The following is a 22,852-nucleotide window of genomic DNA, read 5'->3' as shown; positions in this document are numbered from 1 at the left end:
CGGCAACTCGGAGCGGGGCGATGGCGGAACGACTCGGCAGGCTGGTCCTCGCGGCCACTCCACTAGGCGACTCGCGGGACGCGTCGCCGCGCCTCGTCGAGGCGCTGACCACGGCGGATGTGGTCGCGGCTGAGGACACCCGCAAGACGCGCGCGCTCGCCGCGGCCCTCGGCGCGACCCCGACCGGCCGGGTGGTGAGCTTCTACGACGCCGTTGAGACCAGCCGTGTCGGCGGCCTGGTCGCGGCGGTCGAGCAGGGCCAGACTGTTCTGCTGGTCACCGACGCCGGCATGCCCAGCGTCTCCGACCCCGGCTTCCGGCTGGTCGCGGCGTGCGTCGAGAAGGACCTGCCGGTCACCTGCCTGCCAGGCCCGTCCGCGGTGACCACCGCGCTCGCCCTGTCCGGCCTGCCGTGTGAGCGGTTCTGTTTCGAGGGCTTCGCACCCCGCAAGGACGGCGAGCGGCGCCGGTTCTTCGCTGCTCTGGCGGACGAGCCGCGCACCACCGTCTTCTTCGAGTCACCGCACCGGATCGGTGCGACGCTCGCCGTGGCCGCCGAGGTGCTGGGCCCCGAGCGGCGGGCCGCCGTGTGCCGGGAGCTGACCAAGACGTACGAGGAGGTCCGCCGGGGCGGCCTTGCCGACCTGGCGGACTGGGCGGCCGACGGGGTGCGCGGCGAGATCACCGTGGTGGTCGCGGGTGCCGCGCCCGCCGCCGCGCCGGATCTCACCGTCCTGGTCGGGCGGGTGCGGACGCGTGTCGCGGAAGGTATCCGACTGAAGGAAGCCGTCGCCGCCGTCGCCACCGACGCGGGCGTGAGCAAGAAAGCCCTGTATGACGCGGTCGTCACTGAGCACAATGGAGCGTGACCATACCGCTGGGGGTAATTTTCTGTCACCGTCCGATTCCGTTGCGGTACGATCATGCGATTCGTCCGTTGACTCACCTTTCGGTGGGTTCGGTCGCATGGGGGCTATGTGGATGCGGAGAGTGACAGACATGTCGACAACCGGCCGACCGATCGTGAGCTAGAAGTACTGGAACTCGTCGCGGCCGGTTTTCCCCAACGGGGAAATCGCGCGACGCCTGTTCATCACCGAGCGCACGGTGAAGTTTCACCTCTCCGGGCTGCGACGCAAACTTCGTGCCCGCGATCGCGCACATCTGGTCGCCCTGTCCTTTCGGACAGGTTTACTCACCGTCAACTGTACCGAGGGGCAGTACGGGCGGGCCGCTGAATCGCTAACTTTGTTCTCGTCGCGCGACACCAAGGGAAGGTCGGAGAGGAATCCTGACGAGAACGGGGAGAATTAGTGCGACGGTTGAAGGCGGCCATGGCTGTCCTGCTCGGCGCTGTGACGCTGCTGTTGGCTCCGGTTGGCGTGGCGAGCGCCGACGACAACGGTAACGGTCTGCCGCTGTGTTCGCCAGAAGAGATCTGTTTCTGGTACAACGAGAGCAATATTCTCGAGAAGCAGTTCTACTGGAACTCCGGGCACGGTGGGTACAACTTCATGGGTGTGTCCAACGGCAACTACTATGTATCCGACGAGCCTCTGCAGAACAATGCCAGAGACATCACGAACAAGGACAGTGAGTGCACTGTGTTCGTCGGTATCTGGCACGGTAACGGCAACTGGACCTGGGAAAGCTTCCCGAACGACCAAAACCGGTATTTCCTGCGTACCGTGAACAACAGAAATGACTACCACCAAAGGTGCGGTGTATAACGCCGTGTGATTGACGGGCCCGTGGGGTGGTACCGCTCCACGGGGCCGTGGGAAAGGTGACGATGAGGGTCCCAGCGCTTGTCCGGGCGTTGTGTGTCGTGACGGGGGTGGTGGTCGCCGGGGGCTGCACGTCGGACGCCGAGCCGGCGCACACCCCGAGCCGGGTGCCGGCAGAGCGCATGTCGGACGACGTGTTCCACAGCGACGAGATCAGCCTGATCGAATACACGAAGAACAAGCTGATCGCGGACTGTCTTGAGCGAAACGGCTATCCCGAGAAGAACCAGGCGGGCGTGCAGGAGCACCCTGGCACGTTCGACTACCTCGTGCCCAAGGCGTCCGACTGGGCCACCCGCTCCGACGAACAGGCCAGACTCCTGGGGTTCGGCGAGAACTCACCGGCGGAGGCGGCGCGGGTGATGGGTCTGGAGGAGGGCTACACCAAGGCGTCCGACGACTGCCGGGCCGAGGCCGCGGCCGAGCTCGGGCCGGACTCCGTCGAGACCGTGTCCCAGGCCTCGGAGTTCGCCAACTCGATCGCCAGCGAGATCGCCGCGGTGCTGTACGACGGCGACGGCGCTGAGGCCAAGGAGCTGACGAGCCTGTACGTGCCGGTGATGGACTGCCTCGAGACGAAGGGATACCGCCCCTCCCAGCAGGGCGAACGGAACCTGGAGGCGTACGGAGCCTTCGAGAAGAAGGGGCGACTCGAGGGTCCGGAGCCGGCCAGGCCGGCGCCGGCGTCCGGCCGGATCACGGTCCTGCCTCCGGTACCGGAGCGGCGGTACGTCCCGGCGCCGGAAGAGGCTGAACTGGCCGTGTCGCTCGCCCAGTGCGCCAGGCAGACCGGTTTCGCGGACAAGGAGTTCGCACTGAGACTGCGTGTCACCAGGGCGGCCATCGGGAAGTACGAGGCGGAGCTCACGGAGCTGACCCCGAAGGTCGAGGCGCTGGCGAAGAGAGCCGCGAAGCTGGTCGGCCAGTGACCGAGCGGACTCCTGCCCGCAGGCGGTGGCGGCGGCTGGTCGCCACCGCTGTGGCGGTGCTTGTCGTCGCGGTCGCGGTGGCGGTCGGCGTGTTCCTCGGGCCGCGGTTGAAGTCACCGGAGCAGGCGGTGGCCGATGCCGCGCCGCCACCCGCGTCGCTGGTGACCGCTCGGGTGGAGCGGCGGGTGCTCGCCGAGTCGGTCGTGCTGCGTGGCACCGTCGAGCCGGGGGCGTCGATCAAGCTCGAGGTCCCGCCGGGCCTGGCCGGCCCGACGGCGGTGGTCACCGACGTACGCGCCGAACCGGGGGAGCCGCTTCGGGAGGGTGCGGTGCTGGTGGAGGTGGCCGGGGCACCGGTCTTCGGGCTGGTGCTGCCCTTCCCGCTGTACCGGGACCTGACCGACGGGTTGTCCGGCCCCGACGTGCGGGAGGTGCAGCGGGCGCTCGTACGGCTCGGCTACCGCACGGCGGTGAGCGGCACGTTCGGCGCCGACACCCAGGACGCGCTCCGGCGGTTCTACGCGGCCCGTGGCTACCCCGTGCCGGAGCAGGCCGGGCCGCAGACGACCACGCCGATGCTGCCAAGGACGCACGTCGTTCGGCTGGACCAACCCGGTCGCACGATCTCCGCCATCCCCATCGCTGTCGGCGCGGTCCTGTCCGAACCGGCCGCGGTGCTTGCCGAGTTGGACGCCGGGTCGGCGACGATCACCGCGCTCGCTGGACAGCAGCAGGTCGCGTTGCTCGTGCCGGGCACGACGGCGGACATCGTGGACGACGTGCGGGCACTGACGTCGACGGCGGTCGTGGAGACCGTGGCGACTGAGCCGGCGCAGGGCGAGACCGGTGCGGCCTTCCCGGTTCGGCTGACGTTCACCGGCGCCGAGCTGACCCCGACGCCCAACCACACCGTGCGGGTCACCATCGGCGCCGCGCTCGACGCCGCGCCGGTACTGGCCGTGCCGGTCACCGCCGTGTACGCACGGCCGGACGGCAGCACGTTCGTCACCGTCGTCGACGACCCTGAGCGAACCACGGACGTGACTGTTCGCACCGGCAGGTCGGCCGGCGGCTGGGTCGAGATCGCGCCGGAACGGAGCCAGCTCGACGTCGACGCCAGAGTCGTGGTCGGATCCGACTTCCGGGCGGACACGTCGGACTCGGCAGCGACTCCGGGTGGTTGACCCTCATGACCGAGCCACTGCTGCGGCTGACCGGGGTCAGCCGCACCTATGACGACGGCGTTCCGGTGTACGCCCTGCGTGAGACGGACGTCACCATCGCCTCCGGCGACTTCGTCACCATCACCGGGCAGTCCGGTTCCGGCAAGTCCACCTTCCTGAACGTGCTCGGTCTGCTCGACCGCCCGACCACCGGGTCGTACCGGGTGTGTGGGGCGGAGACGGTCAGGGCGCCCGAGCGTCTGCGGGTGGCGGTGCGCGGTCAGCTGTTCGGCTTCGTGTTCCAGGCCTTTCACCTGCTCGCCGGGCGCAGTGTGGTGGACAACGTCGAGCTCGGCATGCTCTACGGCCCGCACCCGCCACGGGTGCGCCGCGCCATGGCCGCCGCCGCTGTCGAACGGATCGGGTTGTCGCCTCGTGCGCACGCCGATCCGAGGACCCTGTCCGGTGGAGAGCGGCAACGGGTGGCCATCGCCAGGGCGATCGCGGCCCGGCCACGGGTGCTGTTCTGCGACGAGCCCACCGGAAACCTGGACAGCGCCAATACCGACAACGTGCTCGGACTGCTCGCCGAGCTGAACGCGGACGGCCTGACGGTCGTGGTCGTGACGCACGAGACCGCCGTCGCCGAACGCGGTGACCGGCGGCTGCGGGTGTGTGACGGTGTCGTCGAGGAGGTCACCGGATGTCCCGTGTGACACCGGGGGACCTGGGCCTCGGCAACGCCCGGTTTCGGGTTCGTGACCTGGCAAGGGAAGCGTGGCTGTCGGTGACCGGGCACCCGGCGCGATCATTGCTGACCGCGATCGGCACGGTGCTCGGTGCGGCCGCTTTCGTCGCCACCCTCGGGCTGTCAGCCACGGTCTCCGCGCAGGTGTCCGATTCCTTCGACGTCCGGCGTGCGACCGAGGTCGTGGTGCGCGCGGCGGACGAGCGGGACACCGGCCCGCCCGCCACCAGCGCCGACCCCACCCCGTCGTGGCAGACCCGGCAGGCGCGGCAGCGACTGGTGGAGCTGAACGGGGTCGAGGCGGCCGGCTCACGGGTACTGCTGCCGGAACAGTCGGTGCGGCGCACGGCGGACAGCGCCGCCGCCGAGCGGAAGGCACGGGTGATCGGGATGGACTCCGGCGCCTTCGGGGTCATCGAGCCTCACGTCGTGCTCGGCCGCACCTTCGACGCGTTTCACGATCGCACGGCTGCGCCGGTGGCGTTGTTGCCCGCGAACATCGCCGACGGCCTCGGTATCACCCGGGTCGGTGTCGCGGTGTTCGTCGGCGATCGCGCGTACACGGTCATCGGGATCTTCGATGACGTGGCCCGTCACCCCGAGGCTCTGCTCAGCGTGCTGATCCCGTTCGACACCGCGAACCCGTCGACCGGCGGTGCGGTGGCGGGGGTCGAACGGGACCTGGTGATCAGGACCGCCCCCGGCGCCGCGCAGCTGATCGGCAGCCAGGCCGCGCTCGCACTGGCGCCGGAGAACCCAGCGGCGTTGCTCGCGGTCGCGCCGCCGGACCCGGCCACGTTGCGCCGCGAGGTCGAGGGCGATGTGGCACAACTCTCCCTCATCCTTTCGTTGGTTGCCCTGGCGATCGGCACGGTGTCCATCGCGAACGCGGCGACCGCGGGCATCGCCGCACGGATCCCGGAGATCGGGTTGCGGCGTGCCGTCGGTGCGCGTCCCCGGCACATCTTCAGCCAGCTGCTGGCCGAGACGACCGTTCTCGGTGCTCTCGGCGGACTGATCGGCGCCGTCGGTGGGGTGCTGATCACGATCGTCGTGTCTTTGACCAGAGGTTGGCAACCGATCATCGACGTGCCTACCGCGCTGCTCGCGTCCTCCGCTGGCGCGCTGGCGGGGCTGCTCGCCGGGTTGTTGCCGGCATGGCGTGCGACCCGGATCCAACCCGTCAGCGCGCTGCAGCGCTGAGCTACCGATTTGACCTGGAGCGTGCTCCAGGGTGTTCCCTGGAGATCAGCCGCGGCAGGGGTTCGCGGCGATGGAGGAGATACCACGTGGTCGACAAGCGCACGCTCGGTGACCTGGAGGTTTCGCCGCTGGGGCTTGGCTGCATGGGGATGTCGGAGATCTACGGACCGGCCGACGACACCGAGTCGATCGGCGTCGTCCACCGGGCGCTCGGGCTGGGTGTGAACTTCCTGGACACCGCCGACGTCTACGGCCAGGGCCACAACGAGGAGCTGGTCGGCCGGGCCATCACGGACCGTCGCGACCAGGTCGTGCTGGCGACCAAGTTCGGCATCAAGCGGATCGTCGGCGGCGGAGTCGTCGAGGTCGACGGCTCCCCGGACTACGTTCGCGCGGCGGTCGACCGCTCGCTCGGCCGGCTCAAGGTGGACACGATCGACCTCTACTACCTGCACCGGCGCGACCCGAACGTCCCGATCGAGGACACCGTCGGCGCGATGGCCGAGCTGGTGACCGAGGGCAAGGTGCGCCACCTCGGTCTGTCCGAGGTCAGCGCGGACACGCTGCGCAAGGCGCACGCGGTGCACCCGATCGCCGCGCTCCAGTCGGAGTTCTCGCTGTTCAACCGCGAGTTCGCGGTCAACGTCCTGCCGACGGCCCTGGAGCTGGGCGTCGGTGTGGTGCCGTACTCGCCGGTGGGTCGCGGCCTGCTGACCGGTGACCTGGACACGTTCCGCAACCTGCCGGAGGACGACTTCCGGCGCGGCCTGCCGCAGTTCCAGGGCGAGAACCTCGATCGCAACATCGTGCTGGCGGAGCGGGTGATCGGCATCGCGAAGACTCTCGGGGTCACCCCGGTCCAGGTGGCACTGGCCTGGCTGTTGGCGCAGAACGAGCACATCGTGCCGATCCCGGGCACCAAGCGGGTGAAGTACCTGGAGGAGAACGCGGGCGCCGCGGCGGTGACACTGACCGCCGACCAGCTGGCGGAGATCGACTCGGCCTTCCCGGCGGGCGCGGTCTCCGGCGACCGCTACACCCCGGAGGGCATGCAAGCGGTCAACCGCTGACCTGTTATAGGGGGCACCGACGCGGTGCCCCCTATAACCTCAGGCGTTCTCGCGCTGGAACGTGCGCGCGCCCCACCACACGGCCAGGATCGTGATCGCGAACAGCACGACGCTGCCCGTGAGCAGCCCGTCCGCCGAGTAGTCGCCGCGGAACGAGGCCCGCTCGGCGTCCATGACGTGCGCGAACGGGTTGATCCGGGACAGCACGTACAGCCACTTCGGTGCCAGCTCGGTCGTGATCGGCACCAGGATGCCGGTGAGCAGCAGCAGCGGCACCGAGATCGTGGTGAGCAGCGCGGGGAACGCCTCCTCGCTGCGCACGATCATGGCCATCGCGTACGAACTGGACGACAGCGTGACAGCCAGCAGCATGACCATCACCAGGCACAGCAGCACACCGGCGATCGGCGCGCGCATGCCGAACACCAGGTAGGCCACCAGCAACAGCAGGATCCCCTGCACCAGCAGCTGAACGGTGTCATGCAGGACGCGGCCGAGCAGCAGCGCCAGCCGACTCACCGGAGTCACCCGCATTCGCTCGACGACACCGGTCCGAAGATCGCCCAGCAGCGCGAAGCCGGCGAACATGCTGCCGAACAGGCCGAGCTGGACCAGCAGCGCCGGTGCGAGGATCTGCCAGCTGTCGCCGGGCGGGAAGCCGGGCGTCGAGGACACGATCTTCTCCATCAGCGGCCCGAACAGCAGCAGGTACAGCAGCGGCTGCATGATCCCGATCAGTACCCACGCGGGGTTGCGCAGTGAGATCGCCATGTGCCGGCGGAACACCAGCCAGATGTCAAGAACCATTGGCGCTGCCCTCCTCGGCGTCGCGCAGTGTCCGCCCGGTCATGGTGAGGAACACGTCGTCGAGCGACGGTCGCTGCACCTGGACCGACGTCATGGCTATGTCCTTCCCATCGAGTGCCCGCAGCAGCTCCGGCAGCGCGGTGTCGCCCCGTGGCACGCGGAACCGCACAGTGTTGTCCGAAGTGGTCACCTCGGACGCACCGGGCAGCTGCCTGGCGATCTCGGCCGCGTCATCGACCGACTCCGCCGGCACCCCCACCGCGACGCCGTCGCCGGACACCCGCGCCTTCAGCTCGTCCGGCGTGCCCTCGGCGACGATCTTGCCGTTGTCGATGACGAGGATCCGGTCACACAGCGAGTCGGCCTCCTCCAGGTAGTGGGTCGTGAGGAACACCGTCAGGTTGTGCTCGTCGCGCAGCGAGCGGATGTGCTCCCACAGGTTCGCCCTGCTCTGCGGGTCGAGCCCGGTGGTCGGCTCGTCGAGGAACACCAGCCCCGGCGAGTGGATCAGTCCCAGTGCGATCTCCAGGCGGCGTTTCTGTCCGCCGGACAACGTCCTGACCATGCGCTGTTCGAGGCCCTCGATGTCCAGCTGTGCCGTGAGCTCCGCGCCCCGCCGCGTGGCGTCGGCCTTCGAGAGCCCGTAGAAGCGGCCCTGGATCTCCATCTCCTCGATCACCCGGCACTCGGGTGCCGTGCTGCCGCCCTGGGCGACGTAGCCGATCTTCTTGCGGACCCCGACCGGGTCGGCGAGCAGGTCGACCCCACCGACCGTGGCGCTCCCGGCCGTCGGCCGCAGCAGCGTCGTGAGCATCCGCAGTGTCGTCGTCTTCCCGGCGCCATTAGGGCCGAGGAAGCCGACCAACTCCCCAGCGTGCACGTCGAGGTCCACTCCCCGGACGGCCTCGACGGTACGGCCCCGGGACTTGAAGGTCCGCGCGAGGCCGCGTGCTTCGATCATGTCCATCCTTTCGTAGTCAAATTTGACTAGGCGCAGGACAGCATGCTCCGACTCGCCGCGATAGTCAAATTTGTTTAGTGGGTGCGCCGAACGCGTCGCCGTCGTCGTCGGCCATCGTGTACTTGCCGGTCTCCAGGCGGGTGACCAGCTCGCGAAGCCATTCCTCCTGCGCCGCGACCGATGTCAGCCACAGCCGGTACAGCTCGTGGACGTGCTCGGGCTGGCCCCAGTCGTCGCTGGTATCGAGGAGATTCTGCGCGTTCGCGTGCTGTCCGGCCAGCTCGGTCAGCCGGTGTCGCAGCAGGTTCACCGCCCGCGTGCGGGGGAGTGCGGTCAGGAACGTCACGGCCGCGGCCAGCCGGTAGGCGCCCTGCGCCGAGTCGTCGCTCTCCGACAGGTACCGGGCGAGCAACAGCTGGAACTCGGTCTCGCCGTCCTCGGTGAGCCGGTAGGCGGTGCGGTCCGGGCCGCCGGGATGAGCCTCGGTGGAGGCCACCTCGAGCAGCTGCTCGGTCTCCATCTTCCGCAGCGCGTGGTAGATCGAGCCGGGCGCCACGTTCGCCCACTTGTCCGCGGACCAGGTCAGCAGCTCGCGACGGACCTGGTAGCCGTGGGCGCTGCCGTGCATCCGCACCACTCCGAGCACCAGCAGCCGTGTGGCCGACACCGTGCCTCCCTGATAACCCGTTCGTCCCCGACCTGCACAGCTCCGTAGGCTATTCCGGTATGAGCAACCCCGTGCTGACAGCGGTGGCCTGGCCCTATGCCAACGGCCCCCGCCACATCGGTCATGTGTCCGGATTCGGAGTCCCCTCGGACGTCTTCTCCCGGTACATGCGGATGTCCGGGCACAAGGTGCTCATGGTGTCCGGCACGGACGAGCACGGCACGCCGATCCAGGTGCAGGCCGACAACGAGAACGCCACCCCGCAGCAGACCGTCGACAAGTACGCCCGCCAGATCGGCGGCGACCTCCAGGGCCTCGGGCTGTCCTACGACCTGTTCACCCGCACCACGACCGGCAACCACTACAAGGTCGTGCAGGACCTGTTCCTCGGGCTGTGGAAGAACGGCTACGTCGTGGAGAAGACGCAGCTGGGCGCCATCAGCCCGTCGACCGGCCGCACGCTGCCGGACCGCTACATCGAGGGCACCTGCCCGATCTGCGGCTACGAGAGCGCCCGAGGCGACCAGTGCGACAACTGTGGCAACCAGCTCGACCCGGCCGACCTGAAGAACCCCCGTTCGAAGATCAACGGCGAGGTCCCGGAGTTCATCGAGACCGAGCACCTGTTCCTCGACCTGCCGGCGTTCGCGGGCGCGCTGGGGGAGTTCCTCGGCTCCAGGAAGGACTGGCGGCCGAACGTGCTCAGGTTCAGCCAGAACCTGCTCGACGACCTCAAGCCCAGGGCCATCACTCGTGACCTGGACTGGGGTGTGCCGATCCCGCTCGACAGCTGGCGGGACAAGCCGATGAAGCGGTTCTACGTGTGGTTCGACGCGGTCATCGGCTACCTGTCGGCGTCGGTGGAGTGGGCGCGCCGGTCGGGGAACGACGACGCGTGGCAGGAGTTCTGGACCAACCCGGACGCCGAGGCCTACTACTTCATGGGCAAGGACAACATCGTCTTCCACTCGCTGATCTGGCCATCGCTGTTGCTCGGCCAGAACGGCACGGGGGACCGGGGCGGTTCGCCCGGCGCGTTCGGCACGCTGAACCTGCCGACCGAGGTGGTCTCGTCCGAGTTCCTGAAGATGAGCGGGTCGAAGTTCTCCACCTCGCGCGGCACGGTCATCTACGTGCACGACTTCCTGCGCGAGTTCGGCCCGGACAGTCTGCGCTACTTCATCTCGGTGGCCGGGCCGGAGACCCAGGACGTCGACTTCACGTGGGAGGAGTTCGTCCGCCGCGTCAACTTCGAGCTGGCCAACGAGTGGGGCAACCTGGTCAACCGGTCGATCTCGATGGCGCACAAGAACGTGGGCGCGGTGCCGAACCCGACCGCGATCACGGCCGACGACGAGGCGCTGAAGGCTCAGTCGCGGGACGCGTTCGCGCTCGTCGGCGACAACCTGCGCCGGTCGCGGTTCAAGCAGGCCGCGTCCGAGGCCATGCGGGTGGTGAGCGCGGCGAACAAGTACCTGTCCGACCAGGAGCCGTGGAAGAAAAAGGACGACCCGGCCCGGCGGGACACGATCCTGCACACCGCGCTGCAGGTCGTACAGGACGCGAACACGATGCTCACGCCGTTCCTGCCGCACTCGGCGCAGAAGGTGCACGAGGCGCTGGGCGGCAAGGGCGTGTGGGCGGCGCAGCCCGAGTTGCGGGAGGTCGAGGACCTGGACCGGCCGGGGCAGATCAACCCGATCCTGACCGGGGACTACGCGGCCGAGGCGGCCACGTGGGAGTCCACGCCGATCGAGGTCGGCCGGCCCCTGGAGAAGCCGACGCCGCTGTTCCCGAAGCTCGACCCGAAGCTCGGCGAGACCGGGCCAGAGTGGGCGCCGGTCATTTCCTGATGACCGAACGTCGTGGGGAGCGTCCTCCTGTACCGGAGGCGCTCCCTTTTCCAGTAGTTGACAGTCATACGCACCTCGATGCGTGTGGCGCCAAGAACGCCGCCGACGTCACCGAGATGGTCGACCGGGCCGCCGCCGCCGGGGTCGGGCGGGTCGTGACGGTGGCCGACGACCTGGCGGCGGCTCGGTGGGCCGCTCAGGCCGCCATGTGGGATCCGAGGGTGTTCGCGGCGGTCGCCGTGCACCCGACCCGCACGGCGGGGTTCACGGAAGCGGACCGTGCGGTCATCGAGGAACTGGCGCGCCAGCCGCGCGTGGTGGCCGTCGGCGAGACCGGGCTCGACTACTACTGGGACTACTCGCCGCCCGAAGCGCAGCAGGAGGCGTTTCGCTGGCACATCGACCTGGCCAAACGCGTTGGCAAGCCGTTGATGATCCACGACCGGGACGCCCACGAGGACATCTTCCGGATCCTGTCCGAGGAAGGCGCGCCACCGAAGGTCGTCTTCCACTGCTTCTCCGGAGACGCCGAGTTCGCCCGCCGCTGTGTCGACGCGGGATACGCGCTCTCGTTCGCCGGAACCGTGACGTTTCGCAACGCACGCGCCCTACGTGACGCACTAGCGGTAATTCCCAGTTACCAGTTGCTGGTGGAGACCGACGCGCCGTTCCTCACGCCGCACCCGTTCCGAGGGCGTCCTAACGAGCCGTACTGTGCCGCGTACACATTGCGTGCGCTTGCGCAGTTCAGGGGCGTGGATGTGGAGTCGCTGGCCGAGGAGGTCACGGCGACCGCCGAGCGCGTGTTCGATCTCCCTCGAACTACTGACCGTGAACCCGGTAGTCGCGACGTGTGAGCGTTGCTGTAGTCGGGTGACGGCCGCTACTCCATCCGTGACGTGACCACCATCACGACATCCGCCGATGTGTTTGCGCAACCTGCCCGTCGCCGTTACTGTCCCGTGACCGTACCCGGGACGAGGTTGTCCAGGGCTACTCGCGGGTGAGGCCGGTGCGATGTCGGGGACCGGTGGCCAACCGCGAGAAGTCGTAACAAGCGAAAGCTCGCGACCGCGCAGAGGATGGGCGCGGCAGCGGCCTTCAGGAGGTATCGACCCTGTGACTGGATCCGGTAGCAGACCAGGTAGTTCGGCGAACGCCGACACTGACTGGTTCACCCCGGTCGAAGCCGGACCCGTGACGACGGTCCTCGACGAGGACTTCCGCGCGTGGCGTTCCGAGTTCCCCGACTTCTACGCGATGCCGGACGCGGACGAGAACGCCTACTCCGGTTCCCTAGCGATCACCGACCACGACGTCCGTGTCGCCCTCGGCCCCCAGGCCGACGAGCTCATGGCCGCGGCGAACGTCGACGTCGACGAGCTGATCAAGCTGATCAACGCCGAGACGACCGTCATTCCGGTCATTCCGGACGCGCTCTCCACCGACGGCACGGCCTACGAGCTGCAGACCGACGACGCCCCGCCAGAGGTCGTCACCGGCGTCAAGCGCTGGAAGAAGTCGTTCCTCAAGGCCACCATCGCGTCGGTCCTGGTCTCGCTGATCGGCGGCGGCGCCGCGGCGATCGCGATGAACAAGTCCGTCACGGTCGACATCGACGGTGAGGCCCACCAGGTCAACACCTACGCCGACACGGTCGGCGAGGTGCTCGAGGACGAGGGCATCAACGTCGGCAGCCACGACGCCCTGTCCCCGTCCCCCAGCGCCGCGATCAACGACGACGGCAAGATCGTCCTCCAGCGTGGTCGCCAGCTGCACCTGACGATCGACGGTGAGAAGCGGGAGTTCTGGGTCCGCGCCACGACGGTCGGCGAGGCACTGCGGCAGCTGAACCTGTCGGTGGACGGCGCGAAGCTCTCGCAGGGCTCCGACAAGGAGATCCCGCTCAACGGGATGTCCCTCGAGATCAAGACCGTCAAGAACATCACGCTCTTCGACGGCGGCAACGCCCCGCAGGCGATGAAGACCAACGCCGTGACCGCCGGCGAGCTCCTCGCGGACCTGAAGCTGACGCTGGGTCCCGATGACACCATCACGCCGACCTCGGACCTGAAGATCACCGAAGGCGCCGAGGTGCGGATCACCCGCAACGGCGTGACGGTGATCAACCAGACCGAGACCATCGAACCGCCGGTCCAGAAGATCGAGGACCCGGAGGCCGAGAAGGGCTCCGAGGTCGTCGTGGACCCCGGCGCGGCGGGCGAGCGCATCGCGACCTACCGCATCACGGTCAAGAACGGTGAGGAGACCGGCCGCGAGGAGATCGGCTCCAAGATCACCGTCGAGGCCAAGCCCAAGGTCGTCAAGATCGGCACCAAGAAGCCCCCGCAGCCGGTCATCAGCGACGGCGAGGTGTGGGACCGCCTGGCGAAGTGCGAGGCCGGCGGCAACTGGGCGATCAACACGGGCAACGGCTACTACGGCGGCCTCCAGTTCAACCTGAGCACGTGGCAGTCCAACGGTGGCACGCAGTACGCCGCCTACCCGCACCAGGCGACCCGCGAACAGCAGATCGCCATCGCGACACTGGTCCGCGACCGCCGCGGCGGTTACGGCGCCTGGCCGTCGTGCGCTCGCCAGCTGGGCCTGCCGACGTAACCACCAAAGACCTCGGCTCCCCGAACTGTGGGCCGGTGCTCCCCGCCCGGAGCCCGGCCCACAGGCATGTCCACACCCTGTGGACAACTTCCCGAGACTGTCGGTCCTCCATGGGACAATCGATACCGGGGGCCGGAGGCCGGCTCCCGGTCACTAGGCTCTGCCGGGTGACCGAGGCCGGGACGAGCGCACTCCTGGGCCCCGCCGACATTCGGCGGCTGGCCGGGGAACTGGACGTGCGCCCCACCAAGAAGCTTGGCCAGAACTTCGTCCACGACCCCAACACGGTGCGCCGCATCGTGACCACGGCCGCCCTCACCCCCGACGACGTGGTCCTCGAGGTGGGCCCCGGCCTTGGCTCGCTCACCCTCGCCCTGCTGCCGGCCGCCAGCCACGTCGTCGCCGTCGAGATCGACCCCGTCCTCGCCGCCCGCCTCCCCGCGACCGTCGCCGAACGAGCCCCCGACCTCGCGGACCGCCTGACGGTCCACAACAGCGACGCCCTACGCGTCAGCGCCGACCAACTCACCCGGCAGCCGACCGCGCTCGTCGCCAACCTGCCCTACAACGTGTCGGTCCCCGTCGTCCTGCACCTGCTCGCCGAGCTGCCGACCATGACCAAGGCGCTCGTCATGGTCCAGGCCGAGGTCGCCGACCGGATCGCCGCAGGTCCCGGCACCAAGGTCTACGGAGTGCCGAGCGTCAAGGTCGCCTGGTACGCCGAGGCCCGCCGCGTCGCGACCGTGCCGCGCAGCGTCTTCTGGCCCGCGCCGAACGTCGACTCCGCGCTCGTCCTCCTCACCCGCCGCCCGACCCCCGACGCCGACCGGGACGCCGTGTTCGCGCTGGTGGACGCGGCATTCGCGCAGCGTCGCAAGACCCTGCGCGCTGCGCTCGCCACCTGGGCGGGCTCGGCCGACCGGGCCGCCGAGATCCTCACCGGCGCGGGGGTCGACCCGTCCTCACGTGGCGAGACCCTCACCATCGCCGACTACGTCGCCATCACCCGAACGGCAGGTAAGGCACTCCGCTAAGGGTGTGATCTGGCGAATATCAGGACTCATTCTGTGGGGTCCTGGTTGCGTTTTGGCGGGTCGGTCAGGTGTACTACTTGAGGTATCCATCCCGAGCGGCCGAGAGACCTGGCTCTAAGACGCCGCAGCAACCACCCGTCGCGGGCAGGTGCTACCGCCAGGAGCGATGGAGGAGTGAGAACGGTGAAGATCCTCACCACCAGGCGAGTCATCGACCAGTGCCGTCGCACGGTCTCAGGCTGTCGTCGCTGACGCTCATCACCCTGATTCGAGCCACCCGACGATTCTGCCGCCCTGCGTACAGGGCAATCACCTACACGCGCGAACTGAGTGTCGCGCGAGCCTGGACTGGAGCACACCATGATCACTGTCGAGAACCTGACCAAGTCTTTCCGAAGTAGCAACGGCGCGGTCGTCGCGCTGGACGACATCACCCTGGACGTACCCACGGGGGTCATCGCCGGCGTCGTCGGCTCGAAGGGGTCCGGCAAGTCGACCCTCACCCGCGTCCTCGCACTGCGTGAGCGCCCGGACGCCGGCGTCGTCCGTCTGGACGGCCTCAACACCGCCAGCCTCGACCAGCGCACCCTGCGCGTCGCGCGTTCGAAGATCGGCGTCGTGCCGGCCGGTGACTCGCTGCTCCAGCAGCGCACCGCCGCGGGCAACATCGCGTTGCCGCTGGAGCAGGCCGGCGTGGACGGCCCGCAGCGGCGGGAGAAGGTCGGCAGGCTGCTCGACCTGATCGGCCTCACGGACAAGGCCGCCACGTACCCGGACCAGCTGACCGCGGGCCAGCGCCAGCGTGTCGCGGTCGCGCGGGCGCTGGTCGGCGAGCCGGCGGTGGTGCTGGCCGACGACCCCACCGGCCACCTGGACACCACGGGCGCCGCGGGCGTGCTCGCCGTGCTCGACCGGGCCCGTGCCGAGCTCGGCGCCACCGTGCTGGTCGTCACCCCGGACGCGGGCGTCGTCCGCAAGATCGCCGACGACGTCGCGGTGCTGGAACACGGCCGCATCCTGGAGCAGGGCAAGCTGCTGGACCTGATCGCCGACCCGGACAGCCGCGTCGCGCGGTCGGTGCTGCCGACCATCGACCCCGCGGCCCCCGGCGTCGCCGACGTCGTACTGGTGGGCTTCGCGTCGATCGGCGCGCTGCTGCCGGAGGCCGCGAGCCGGTTCGGCACGGAGATCACGATCGCGGGCGGCGGCGTGACCAAGATCGGTGAGACGCCGGTGGCCCGCTTCCGGCTCGCCGTGAAGGGGAGTGACCGGGTCGACGCCGCGCTGGGCTGGCTGACGGAACGTGGCGCTCACGTCCGCCGCGCGTTGCACGGGCCGCGGGGTGTCGCGGCCGCGTAACGGCCGGTCCGCAGGGTGCCCGTAGGCTAAAGGAGTGCTCGCAGTAGTCCCCCGCCCGGTGACCGTCCGGGTGCCGTCCAAGGTGAACCTGCACCTCGCGGTGGGTGACGTGCGCAAAGACGGTTTCCACGAGTTGACCACCGTGTTCCAGTCCTTGTCGCTCACCGACGAGGTGACGGTGGCGGTCGCGGACGAGCCGGGGGTCGAGGTCCAGGGCGAGGGCGCCTCGGCGGTGCCCACGAACGGTGCGAACCTGGCGTGGCGCGCGGTGGAGGAACTCGCGCGCCACGTCGGTCGCGATCTCGGTGAGCTGAAGGTGCGGGTGCTGATCCGCAAGGGCATCCCGGTGTCCGGCGGTATGGCCGGCGGCAGCGCGGACGCGGCGGCGACGCTCGTGGGACTCGCGAACCTGTGGAAGCTGGACATCGGCCGCGACGAGCTGGCCACCATCGCGGCCAACCTCGGCAGCGACGTGCCGTTCATGCTGCACGGCGGGACGGCCCTCGGCACGGGCCGCGGCGAGGCGATCGTGCCGGTGCTGTCCCGGCACACCTTCCACTGGGTGCTGGCGTTCGCCCGAGGCGGCCTGGCCACGCCGAAGGTGTACGGCGAGTTGGACCGGCTGCGCGCGGAAGGCGAGCCGCCCCGCGTGGGTGAGGTGGAGCCCGTGCTGGAGGCGCTCGCCAGCGGTGACCCCCGGCAACTGGCGTTGTTGCTGGGCAACGACTTGCAGGCGGCCGCGGTGTCCCTGCGGCCTGGGCTGCGCCGGACGCTGCGTGCCGGGGTCGCGGCGGGCGCACTGGCCGGCACGGTGTCGGGTTCTGGTCCGACGTGCGCGTTCCTGTGTGCCGATGCGGACGACGCGCTGCGGGTGGCGGCCGAGCTGTCCGGTGCGGGTGTGTGCCGGACGGTTCGGGTGGTGCACGGCCCGGTGCCCGGCGCACGCGTGGTCGGCGGCGACGACGAACCGCGTTCCGCGCCACCCCAGGTGCACGCGTGACATGACCGGCGGCAATTCCGCCGAGGTTCTTGGCCGCCGACCAGCGCGCGGATGGCCTGTTTTCGGCTGACAAAGCCGCTGCTCGGCGCGGCGCCGCAAACGTCCTCGCCAGCAAATTCGCCCCGCCAGTGCACGAAAGTCCCATTCGCGCGTTCGGGGGGCCCCCGATTTCCACTCTACCAGCGAGCACCGACAATTCTTGTCGAGCACGTCCTCGCGGTGGTTTTGTAGTGATCCACGCGCTCAGGCATGTTCCAGTGGGCCAATTCGCTTCCGGCATGCCCGTCGCGAGTCCTCGATGCGCTGTCAAGTCGGCGGTGAACTTCCCTTGCCGGTCTTCGAGTTCGAGCCGATCGACGGTGTGCGGCGGTTTCGGGAGGCCCGGCAACATCATGGTTGCCACAGCGCGCTTCCTGCTTCCTCCTCGAGGCGGCCTCCGGCCCCCGGAATCCATTCTAGCGGCGGGCACCGACAAACAGCGGAAGTTGTCCACAGCCCACCCGGTTATCCACAGGTCGACTTGCGCGATTGGTTCGCCACGCCCGATTCCCGTAGTCTCGGTTTCGAGGTCGAGTCCACCTACGGTCTCGGTTTCGCGTTCCTCAACCGAATTCCGCTGAACCCCAGTGTCGTGCTGACCACGGCGTCCCAGAAAGGCCACAAGTTGTTCAGGACCCGCAGTTGTATTCCGCATTCCTCGTGCAGTCGCAGCAAGTCGCCAACCTCTTCCGGCGGGCCGAGCGGCGTCACTGGCTTGGTCGACACATGTGCGTTGGGCACCGGCGTGCCGATCGGGTGGAACGGCTTCGCCGGCAGGCGGTACGCGTACAGGCGCACCGTCCGCATGGCCTCCAGCCATCCGTACTCGATGGCGTGTACGCGGTCGCCACCGCCCGGGCCGAGCACTCGTTCACGGTCGGCGCGCGTCGACGACTTCGTGGCCCACGCCATGGCGCGCGGGCAGTCGCGTGGGAACCAGTAGTCCGGGCACCGTGCCGAGTCGACGGCCCACACGTATGGCTCTGACGCCTGTGCCGTGGCCGCCACGTGGGGCTCGAACCGGCTGATCGTCGGGTCCTCGGAGAAGTGCAGCAGCTCACCCGGTCGCGGGCGCATGCGAGCAGCCTACCGACAGTCGGTAACGTCACGGTCGTGGTCAACCTGGTCAACCTCGAGGCAGTCGACAAGAGCTACGGCGTCAAGCCGCTGCTCGACGGCGTCTCCCTCGGCGTCGGCGTCGGTGACCGCATCGGCGTCGTCGGGCTCAACGGTGGTGGCAAGACGACCCTGCTCGAAGTCCTTGCCGGGATCGAGCCGCCCAATGGTGGGCGGGTCAGCCGAGGGCGGGAGCTCCGGCAGGCGGTCGTCACGCAACGTACTGAGCTGGCGGACGGGGCCACGGTGCGCAACGCCGTGCTCGACCCGCTCGGCATCACCGCCGAACACGAGTGGGCCGCCGACCCGAGGGCACGGTCGATCCTCGACGGGCTGGGCATCACGACGTTCGGCCTCGACGCGCCCGTGGCCAGCATGTCCGGTGGGGAGCGGCGTCGCGTCGCGTTGGCCGCCGCGCTCGTCCAGGAGCTCGATCTGCTGATCCTCGACGAGCCGACCAACCATCTCGACGTCGAGGGCGTGCGGTGGCTCGCGGAGCACCTGCTGGCCCGACGCACCGCGCTGGTGGTCGTCACGCACGACCGCTGGTTCCTTGACACTGTCTGCACCCGCACCTGGGAGGTGACCGGCGGGAAGGTCGAACAGTACGAGGGTGGCTACGCCGACTGGGTGTTCGCACGTGCCGAGCGGGCGCGGCTCGCCGCGACGTTGGAGGAGAAGCGGCGCAACCTCGCACGCAAGGAGCTCGCCTGGCTGCGGCGTGGCGCGCCGGCGCGCACGTCCAAGCCTCGGTACCGCATCGAGGCCGCGGAGGTGCTGATCTCCGACGTGCCGCCGCCGCGGGACTCCGTCGAGCTGCTCGCGTTCGCGAAGCGTCGGCTGGGACGCACGGTGCTGGAGCTCGAGGACGTGACGCTCCGCGCGGGTGACAAGACTCTGGTCGAGCGCCAGACCTGGCGCGTCGGTCCAGGCGACCGCATCGGGCTCGTCGGGATCAACGGGTCGGGTAAGACGACGCTGCTGCGGCTGCTCGCCGGGGAGGTCGAACCCGTCACCGGGCGGCGTGTCGAAGGGCAGACGGTGCGCATGGCGTACCTGACGCAGGAACTGCACGATCTGCCCGGTTCGCTGCGCGTGCTGGAGGCGGTCGAGGAGATCGCGCGTCGGGTGACGCTCGGCAAGCAGGAGCTGTCCGCATCGCAGCTCACGGAGAGGTTCGGGTTCCCGGCGGCACGTCAGTGGACGCCGGTCGGTGACCTGTCCGGCGGTGAGCGGCGGCGCCTGCAGCTCGCGCGCCTGCTCATGGCCGAGCCGAACGTGCTGCTGCTCGACGAGCCGACCAACGACCTCGACATCGACACGTTGCAGCAACTCGAGGATCTGCTGGACTCGTGGCCGGGAACGCTGGTCGTCGTCTCGCACGACCGGTACCTGGTGGAGCGGGTGTGTGACACGGTCGTCGCGTTGCTCGGCGACGGGCGGATCACCAACCTGCCCGGCGGCATCGACGAGTACCTCGCACGACGTGACGCCGCCGAAGCCCAGGCGGCTCCGGTGTCGAAGCCTGTGGAGGGACCGAAGTCCGGCGCGGCCGAGCGCAGGGCGGCGCAGAAGGAGCTCGCCCGGATCGAACGGCAACTCGACAAACTCACCAAGCGGGAAACGGAACTGCACGAGGCGCTCGCGGAGGCGGCGACCAACGCGGATCGACTGCTCGAACTGGACGCTGAGTTGCGGACGTTGTTGGCCGACAAGTCAACTGTCGAACAACGTTGGCTGGATGTGGCGGACGTCGCCGAATAGTCCCATCTACGCTTGGGGTATGAGTCGTTTCGTCGACAAGCTGGTCACCACCGCCGTTGCTGGTGATCGCGGAGTCACCACCGGTGAGCCGGGGAAGCCGGTGCGTACCACGTGGGCGCGGGTGCACGAGCAGGCCAGGGCGGTGGCCGGCGGACTCGTCGCCCACGGCATGGCCCCCGGGGACGCGGTCGCGGTGCTTGCCGCGGCGCCGGCCGCGATCGGGCCTGCGGTGCAGGCGGTGTGGCTCGCGGGCGGCAGCGTGACGATGCTGCACCAGCCGACGCCGCGCTCCGACCTCGGGTTATGGGCCGAGGACACCGTGCGCGTGCTGAACATGATCGGCTCCAAGCTGGTGCTGCTCGGTGAGCCGTTCGACCAGCTCGCGCCCGTGCTCGACGAACACGACATCGGCTACCGGCTGATCACCGACCTCGCGGTTGGCACGCCGCTGGCGTCGTTCGTCGAGGTCGACGAGGACGCGCCCGCACTGCTCCAGCTGACCAGCGGCTCGACGGCCGACCCGAAGGCCGTGCGGATCACACACGGCAACCTGCTCGCGAACATCACGGCCATGGCCGACCGGGCCGAGCTCGACCCGAAGCACGACATCATGGTGTCGTGGCTGCCGATGTTCCACGACATGGGCATGGTCGGCTTCTACACCACGCCGATGGCCTTCGGGATCGAGCTGGTGAAGATCACACCGGTGGACTTCCTCAGCGCGCCCCTGCTGTGGGCGAAGCTGATCTCCGACTATCGCGGCACGATCACGGCCGCACCGAACTTCGCGTACGCCCTGCTGGGCCGCCGACTTGCCGGTGTGGACAACGAGGACGAATATGACCTGTCCACACTGCGCATCGCACTGAACGGCGCGGAACCGATCGACGAGAAGGCCGTGGCGGCGTTCGTGAACGCCGGTGCCCGCTTCGGAATGCCGCCAGAGTGCGTGTTCCCGGCGTACGGCATGGCGGAGGGCACGCTCGCGATCTCCTTCGCCCGCCCCATGATCGGTCTGCGACTGGACCACCTGGACGCGGTTGCCCTGGAGGAAGAGAACCGCGCGTTACCCGTTCCGGTGGACGCACCCGAGTCGGACCGCCGAACGTTCGCCATCCTCGGTCCCCCGCTGGACGGCTTCGAAGCAAGGATTGTCAACACATCCACGGGCGAGACGCGGTCCGAACGCGAGGTCGGCGAGATCCAGGTACGAGGCGAGTCGGTGACCCCCGGCTACCTGACGGTAGACGGCCCACTGGCCACACAGGACAAAGACGGCTGGCTGGCCACCGGCGACCTGGGGTACATAGTGGACGGTGAGATCGTCATCTGCGGCCGCGCGAAAGACGTGATCATCCTGGCAGGCCGCAACATCTACCCAACAGACATCGAACGCGCGGCAACCTCGGTAGACGGCGTACGAGCAGGCAACGCGGTTGCGGTCCGCCTGGACGCGGGCACCCGCCGAGAACGGTTCGCGGTGGTGGCGGAATCCCGCTTCGCCGGCGACACCGAAAAGGAAAGGGTCCTACGCAAGGAGATCGGCGCGCGAGTGTTCGAGGCAGTGAACGCCCGCCCGTCCGCGGTCCTCGTACTCCCGGCCGGCACACTGCCCAAAACCCCCTCGGGCAAACTCCGCCGCGCGGCAGCAGGAGAGCAGCTGGCCGAGTCACTCAAAACCGCCACGCCGTAGCGAAAGAGTCCAAGCCTGTGGGTTGGGCTCAGCGCGCGCGGCGGGTCAACTCATCCACCCAGGCCTGGCGGAGAGTGTCGATGGCGCCGGTGTGATAGCCCTGCCCGACGAAGAAGGTGCGCGAGAGCTTGAGGCTGGCGAGCGCGGTCGGGTCGGGCGCGTCCGGGCTGTAGAGCGCCTCGGCGAAGAACCGCATCAGGCGTTCCACATCGCCCGGACGGTAGCCGCGTTCGTCGGGCGGCGCCGGGGGAAGTGGCAGGGCGAGATGCTCCGAGTCGCGCCACGCATCCGGGCCCGCGGCCGCCAGTGACCTGGGGTTGCGACCGCCCCGCCGCACAGGTTCCGGCGCGGAATCTGAAGAGGCCGACGGTGTGGCCGCAGGGTTCGCCAACGGAGCTGCTGACGCGGACTCGAGGGCGGCCGCTGGCGGCGCGGCTTCGGGGATCGCCGGCGAGGCATCGCGATCGGCAGGCGGCGTGAGATCGGGAGCAGCCTGCGCGGGGTCGGGACTGACCGGCAGAGGCGTTTTCGAGTTTGCCGGCATGGGTTGAAGGGCCGCGGACTGGGAGGTGGCCGGCTGAGTGGGTTGTGGAGTGGCCGGTGTGGGTTGGTGGGTGGCTGGCGGTGTGGATTCCGAGGTGACCGGCGTGGATTCCGAGGTGGCCGGCTGAGTGGGTTGGGGAGTGGCCGGTGCGGGTTGATGGGCGGCTGGCGGTGTGGACTCGGGGGTGGCCGGCAGGGTGGGTTGGTGGGTAGCCGGTGTGGGTTGCTGCGCGCTCTGCGTTGCGGGTTCGTGGGTCGCCGGAGATGTGGGTTGGGAGATCGCTGGCGTGGGTTGATGTGCGCTAGGTGTCGCGGGTTCGTGGGTCGCCGAAGGCGTGGGTTGGGAGATCGTTGGCGTGGATTGATGGGTTGTCGGCGGTGTGGACTCGGGGGTGGCTGGCACGGTGGGTTGGTGGGTAGCCGGTGTGGGTTGCTGCGCGCTCTGCGTTGCGGGTTCGTGGGTTGCCGGAGACGTCGGTTGGGAGATCGCTGGCGTG

At 69.2% G+C, this 22,852-nt stretch carries 21 protein-coding genes and 1 riboswitch; of the genes, 16 read left to right on the top strand and 5 right to left on the bottom strand.

From position 1 onward, the window contains the following. Positions 1–20 precede the first annotated feature (20 nt). The 8 genes from rsmI to VF106_RS04575 all read left to right on the top strand — a co-directional run bounded on the left by rsmI (position 21) and on the right by VF106_RS04575 (position 6,900). Positions 21–869: a 16S rRNA (cytidine(1402)-2'-O)-methyltransferase gene (gene rsmI / locus VF106_RS04605; RefSeq protein WP_330838286.1), complete on the top strand. Its 849-nt coding sequence runs from the start codon at positions 21–23 to the stop codon at positions 867–869. A 205-nt stretch (positions 870–1,074) separates the two neighbouring features. Beyond that, entirely contained in the window at positions 1,075–1,314 is a 240-nt protein-coding gene (locus VF106_RS50820) for a response regulator transcription factor (RefSeq protein WP_414638859.1), read from the top strand. Further along, positions 1,314–1,730, top strand: coding sequence for a hypothetical protein (locus VF106_RS04600; protein WP_330838285.1), 417 nt, complete (start codon positions 1,314–1,316; stop codon positions 1,728–1,730). The genes VF106_RS50820 and VF106_RS04600 overlap by 1 nt, the downstream gene beginning before the upstream one ends. Before the next feature lie 62 nt (positions 1,731–1,792). Beyond that, positions 1,793–2,716, top strand: a complete 924-nt coding sequence (locus VF106_RS04595; RefSeq protein ID WP_330838284.1) for a hypothetical protein — start codon at positions 1,793–1,795, stop codon at positions 2,714–2,716. Further along, positions 2,713–3,900, top strand: a complete 1,188-nt coding sequence (locus tag VF106_RS04590) for a peptidoglycan-binding protein (protein ID WP_330838283.1) — start codon at positions 2,713–2,715, stop codon at positions 3,898–3,900. Before VF106_RS04595 ends, VF106_RS04590 begins: the two co-directional genes overlap by 4 nt. 5 nt (positions 3,901–3,905) lie before the next feature. Next, a complete protein-coding gene (locus VF106_RS04585; RefSeq protein ID WP_330838282.1) occupies positions 3,906–4,595 on the top strand; it encodes an ABC transporter ATP-binding protein in 690 nt (229 codons plus the stop codon). Continuing rightward, positions 4,583–5,830 carry an ABC transporter permease gene (locus VF106_RS04580; RefSeq protein WP_330838281.1) on the top strand — a complete coding sequence of 416 codons (1,248 nt, stop codon included), beginning with the start codon at positions 4,583–4,585 and terminating at the stop codon, positions 5,828–5,830. Before VF106_RS04585 ends, VF106_RS04580 begins: the two co-directional genes overlap by 13 nt. Before the next feature lie 86 nt (positions 5,831–5,916). Beyond that, on the top strand, positions 5,917–6,900 hold the full coding sequence (locus tag VF106_RS04575) for an aldo/keto reductase (RefSeq protein ID WP_330838280.1): 984 nt from the start codon (positions 5,917–5,919) through the stop codon (positions 6,898–6,900). 39 nt (positions 6,901–6,939) lie between these two features. Here the strand turns inward: VF106_RS04575 and VF106_RS04570 are convergent, their stop codons facing one another. The 3 genes from VF106_RS04570 to VF106_RS04560 all read right to left on the bottom strand — a co-directional run bounded on the left by VF106_RS04570 (position 6,940) and on the right by VF106_RS04560 (position 9,335). Beyond that, positions 6,940–7,707 carry an ABC transporter permease gene (locus VF106_RS04570; RefSeq protein ID WP_330838279.1) on the bottom strand — a complete coding sequence of 256 codons (768 nt, stop codon included), beginning with the start codon at positions 7,705–7,707 and terminating at the stop codon, positions 6,940–6,942. Next, positions 7,697–8,668: an efflux ABC transporter ATPase subunit, DrrA-related gene (locus VF106_RS04565; RefSeq protein ID WP_330838278.1), complete on the bottom strand. Its 972-nt coding sequence runs from the start codon at positions 8,666–8,668 to the stop codon at positions 7,697–7,699. The genes VF106_RS04570 and VF106_RS04565 overlap by 11 nt, the downstream gene beginning before the upstream one ends. A gap of 64 nt (positions 8,669–8,732) precedes the next feature. Next, on the bottom strand, positions 8,733–9,335 hold the full coding sequence (locus VF106_RS04560) for a PadR family transcriptional regulator (protein ID WP_330838277.1): 603 nt from the start codon (positions 9,333–9,335) through the stop codon (positions 8,733–8,735). Between the two features lie 59 nt (positions 9,336–9,394). Between VF106_RS04560 and metG the strand changes: the two genes are divergently transcribed. From metG to VF106_RS04530, 6 genes are all read left to right on the top strand, one after another. Next, positions 9,395–11,188, top strand: coding sequence for a methionine--tRNA ligase (gene metG, locus VF106_RS04555; RefSeq protein ID WP_330838276.1), 1,794 nt, complete (start codon positions 9,395–9,397; stop codon positions 11,186–11,188). Further along, positions 11,188–12,045 carry a TatD family hydrolase gene (locus tag VF106_RS04550; RefSeq protein WP_330838275.1) on the top strand — a complete coding sequence of 286 codons (858 nt, stop codon included), beginning with the start codon at positions 11,188–11,190 and terminating at the stop codon, positions 12,043–12,045. The genes metG and VF106_RS04550 overlap by 1 nt, the downstream gene beginning before the upstream one ends. Positions 12,046–12,448: 403 nt before the next feature. Further along, positions 12,449–13,807 (top strand): resuscitation-promoting factor, encoded by a 1,359-nt coding sequence (locus VF106_RS04545; protein WP_414638858.1) that lies wholly within the window; start codon positions 12,449–12,451, stop codon positions 13,805–13,807. Between the two features lie 167 nt (positions 13,808–13,974). Next, positions 13,975–14,841, top strand: a complete 867-nt coding sequence (gene rsmA / locus VF106_RS04540; RefSeq protein ID WP_330838273.1) for a 16S rRNA (adenine(1518)-N(6)/adenine(1519)-N(6))-dimethyltransferase RsmA — start codon at positions 13,975–13,977, stop codon at positions 14,839–14,841. An 83-nt stretch (positions 14,842–14,924) separates the two neighbouring features. After that, positions 14,925–15,014: riboswitch (SAM riboswitch) on the top strand. Between the two features lie 187 nt (positions 15,015–15,201). Further along, positions 15,202–16,200, top strand: coding sequence for a methionine ABC transporter ATP-binding protein (locus VF106_RS04535; protein WP_330838272.1), 999 nt, complete (start codon positions 15,202–15,204; stop codon positions 16,198–16,200). 34 nt (positions 16,201–16,234) lie between these two features. After that, entirely contained in the window at positions 16,235–17,200 is a 966-nt protein-coding gene (locus VF106_RS04530; protein ID WP_330838271.1) for a 4-(cytidine 5'-diphospho)-2-C-methyl-D-erythritol kinase, read from the top strand. 579 nt (positions 17,201–17,779) lie between these two features. Here the strand turns inward: VF106_RS04530 and VF106_RS04525 are convergent. Next, a complete protein-coding gene (locus VF106_RS04525; protein WP_330838270.1) occupies positions 17,780–18,316 on the bottom strand; it encodes a DUF6886 family protein in 537 nt (178 codons plus the stop codon). Between the two features lie 36 nt (positions 18,317–18,352). Between VF106_RS04525 and VF106_RS04520 the strand changes: the two genes are divergently transcribed. Continuing rightward, positions 18,353–20,119, top strand: coding sequence for an ABC-F family ATP-binding cassette domain-containing protein (locus tag VF106_RS04520; RefSeq protein WP_330838269.1), 1,767 nt, complete (start codon positions 18,353–18,355; stop codon positions 20,117–20,119). Positions 20,120–20,138: 19 nt separating this feature from the next. Continuing rightward, on the top strand, positions 20,139–21,812 hold the full coding sequence (locus VF106_RS04515) for a fatty acyl-AMP ligase (protein WP_330838268.1): 1,674 nt from the start codon (positions 20,139–20,141) through the stop codon (positions 21,810–21,812). Between the two features lie 28 nt (positions 21,813–21,840). Here the strand turns inward: VF106_RS04515 and VF106_RS04510 are convergent, their stop codons facing one another. Then, entirely contained in the window at positions 21,841–22,020 is a 180-nt protein-coding gene (locus VF106_RS04510) for a hypothetical protein (protein WP_330838267.1), read from the bottom strand. Positions 22,021–22,852: the final 832 nt, after the last annotated feature.

The organism is Actinophytocola sp., assembly GCF_036378875.1.
Taxonomy (GTDB): domain Bacteria; phylum Actinomycetota; class Actinomycetes; order Mycobacteriales; family Pseudonocardiaceae; genus Actinophytocola.
This window is presented reverse-complemented; position numbering and strand designations above follow the sequence as displayed.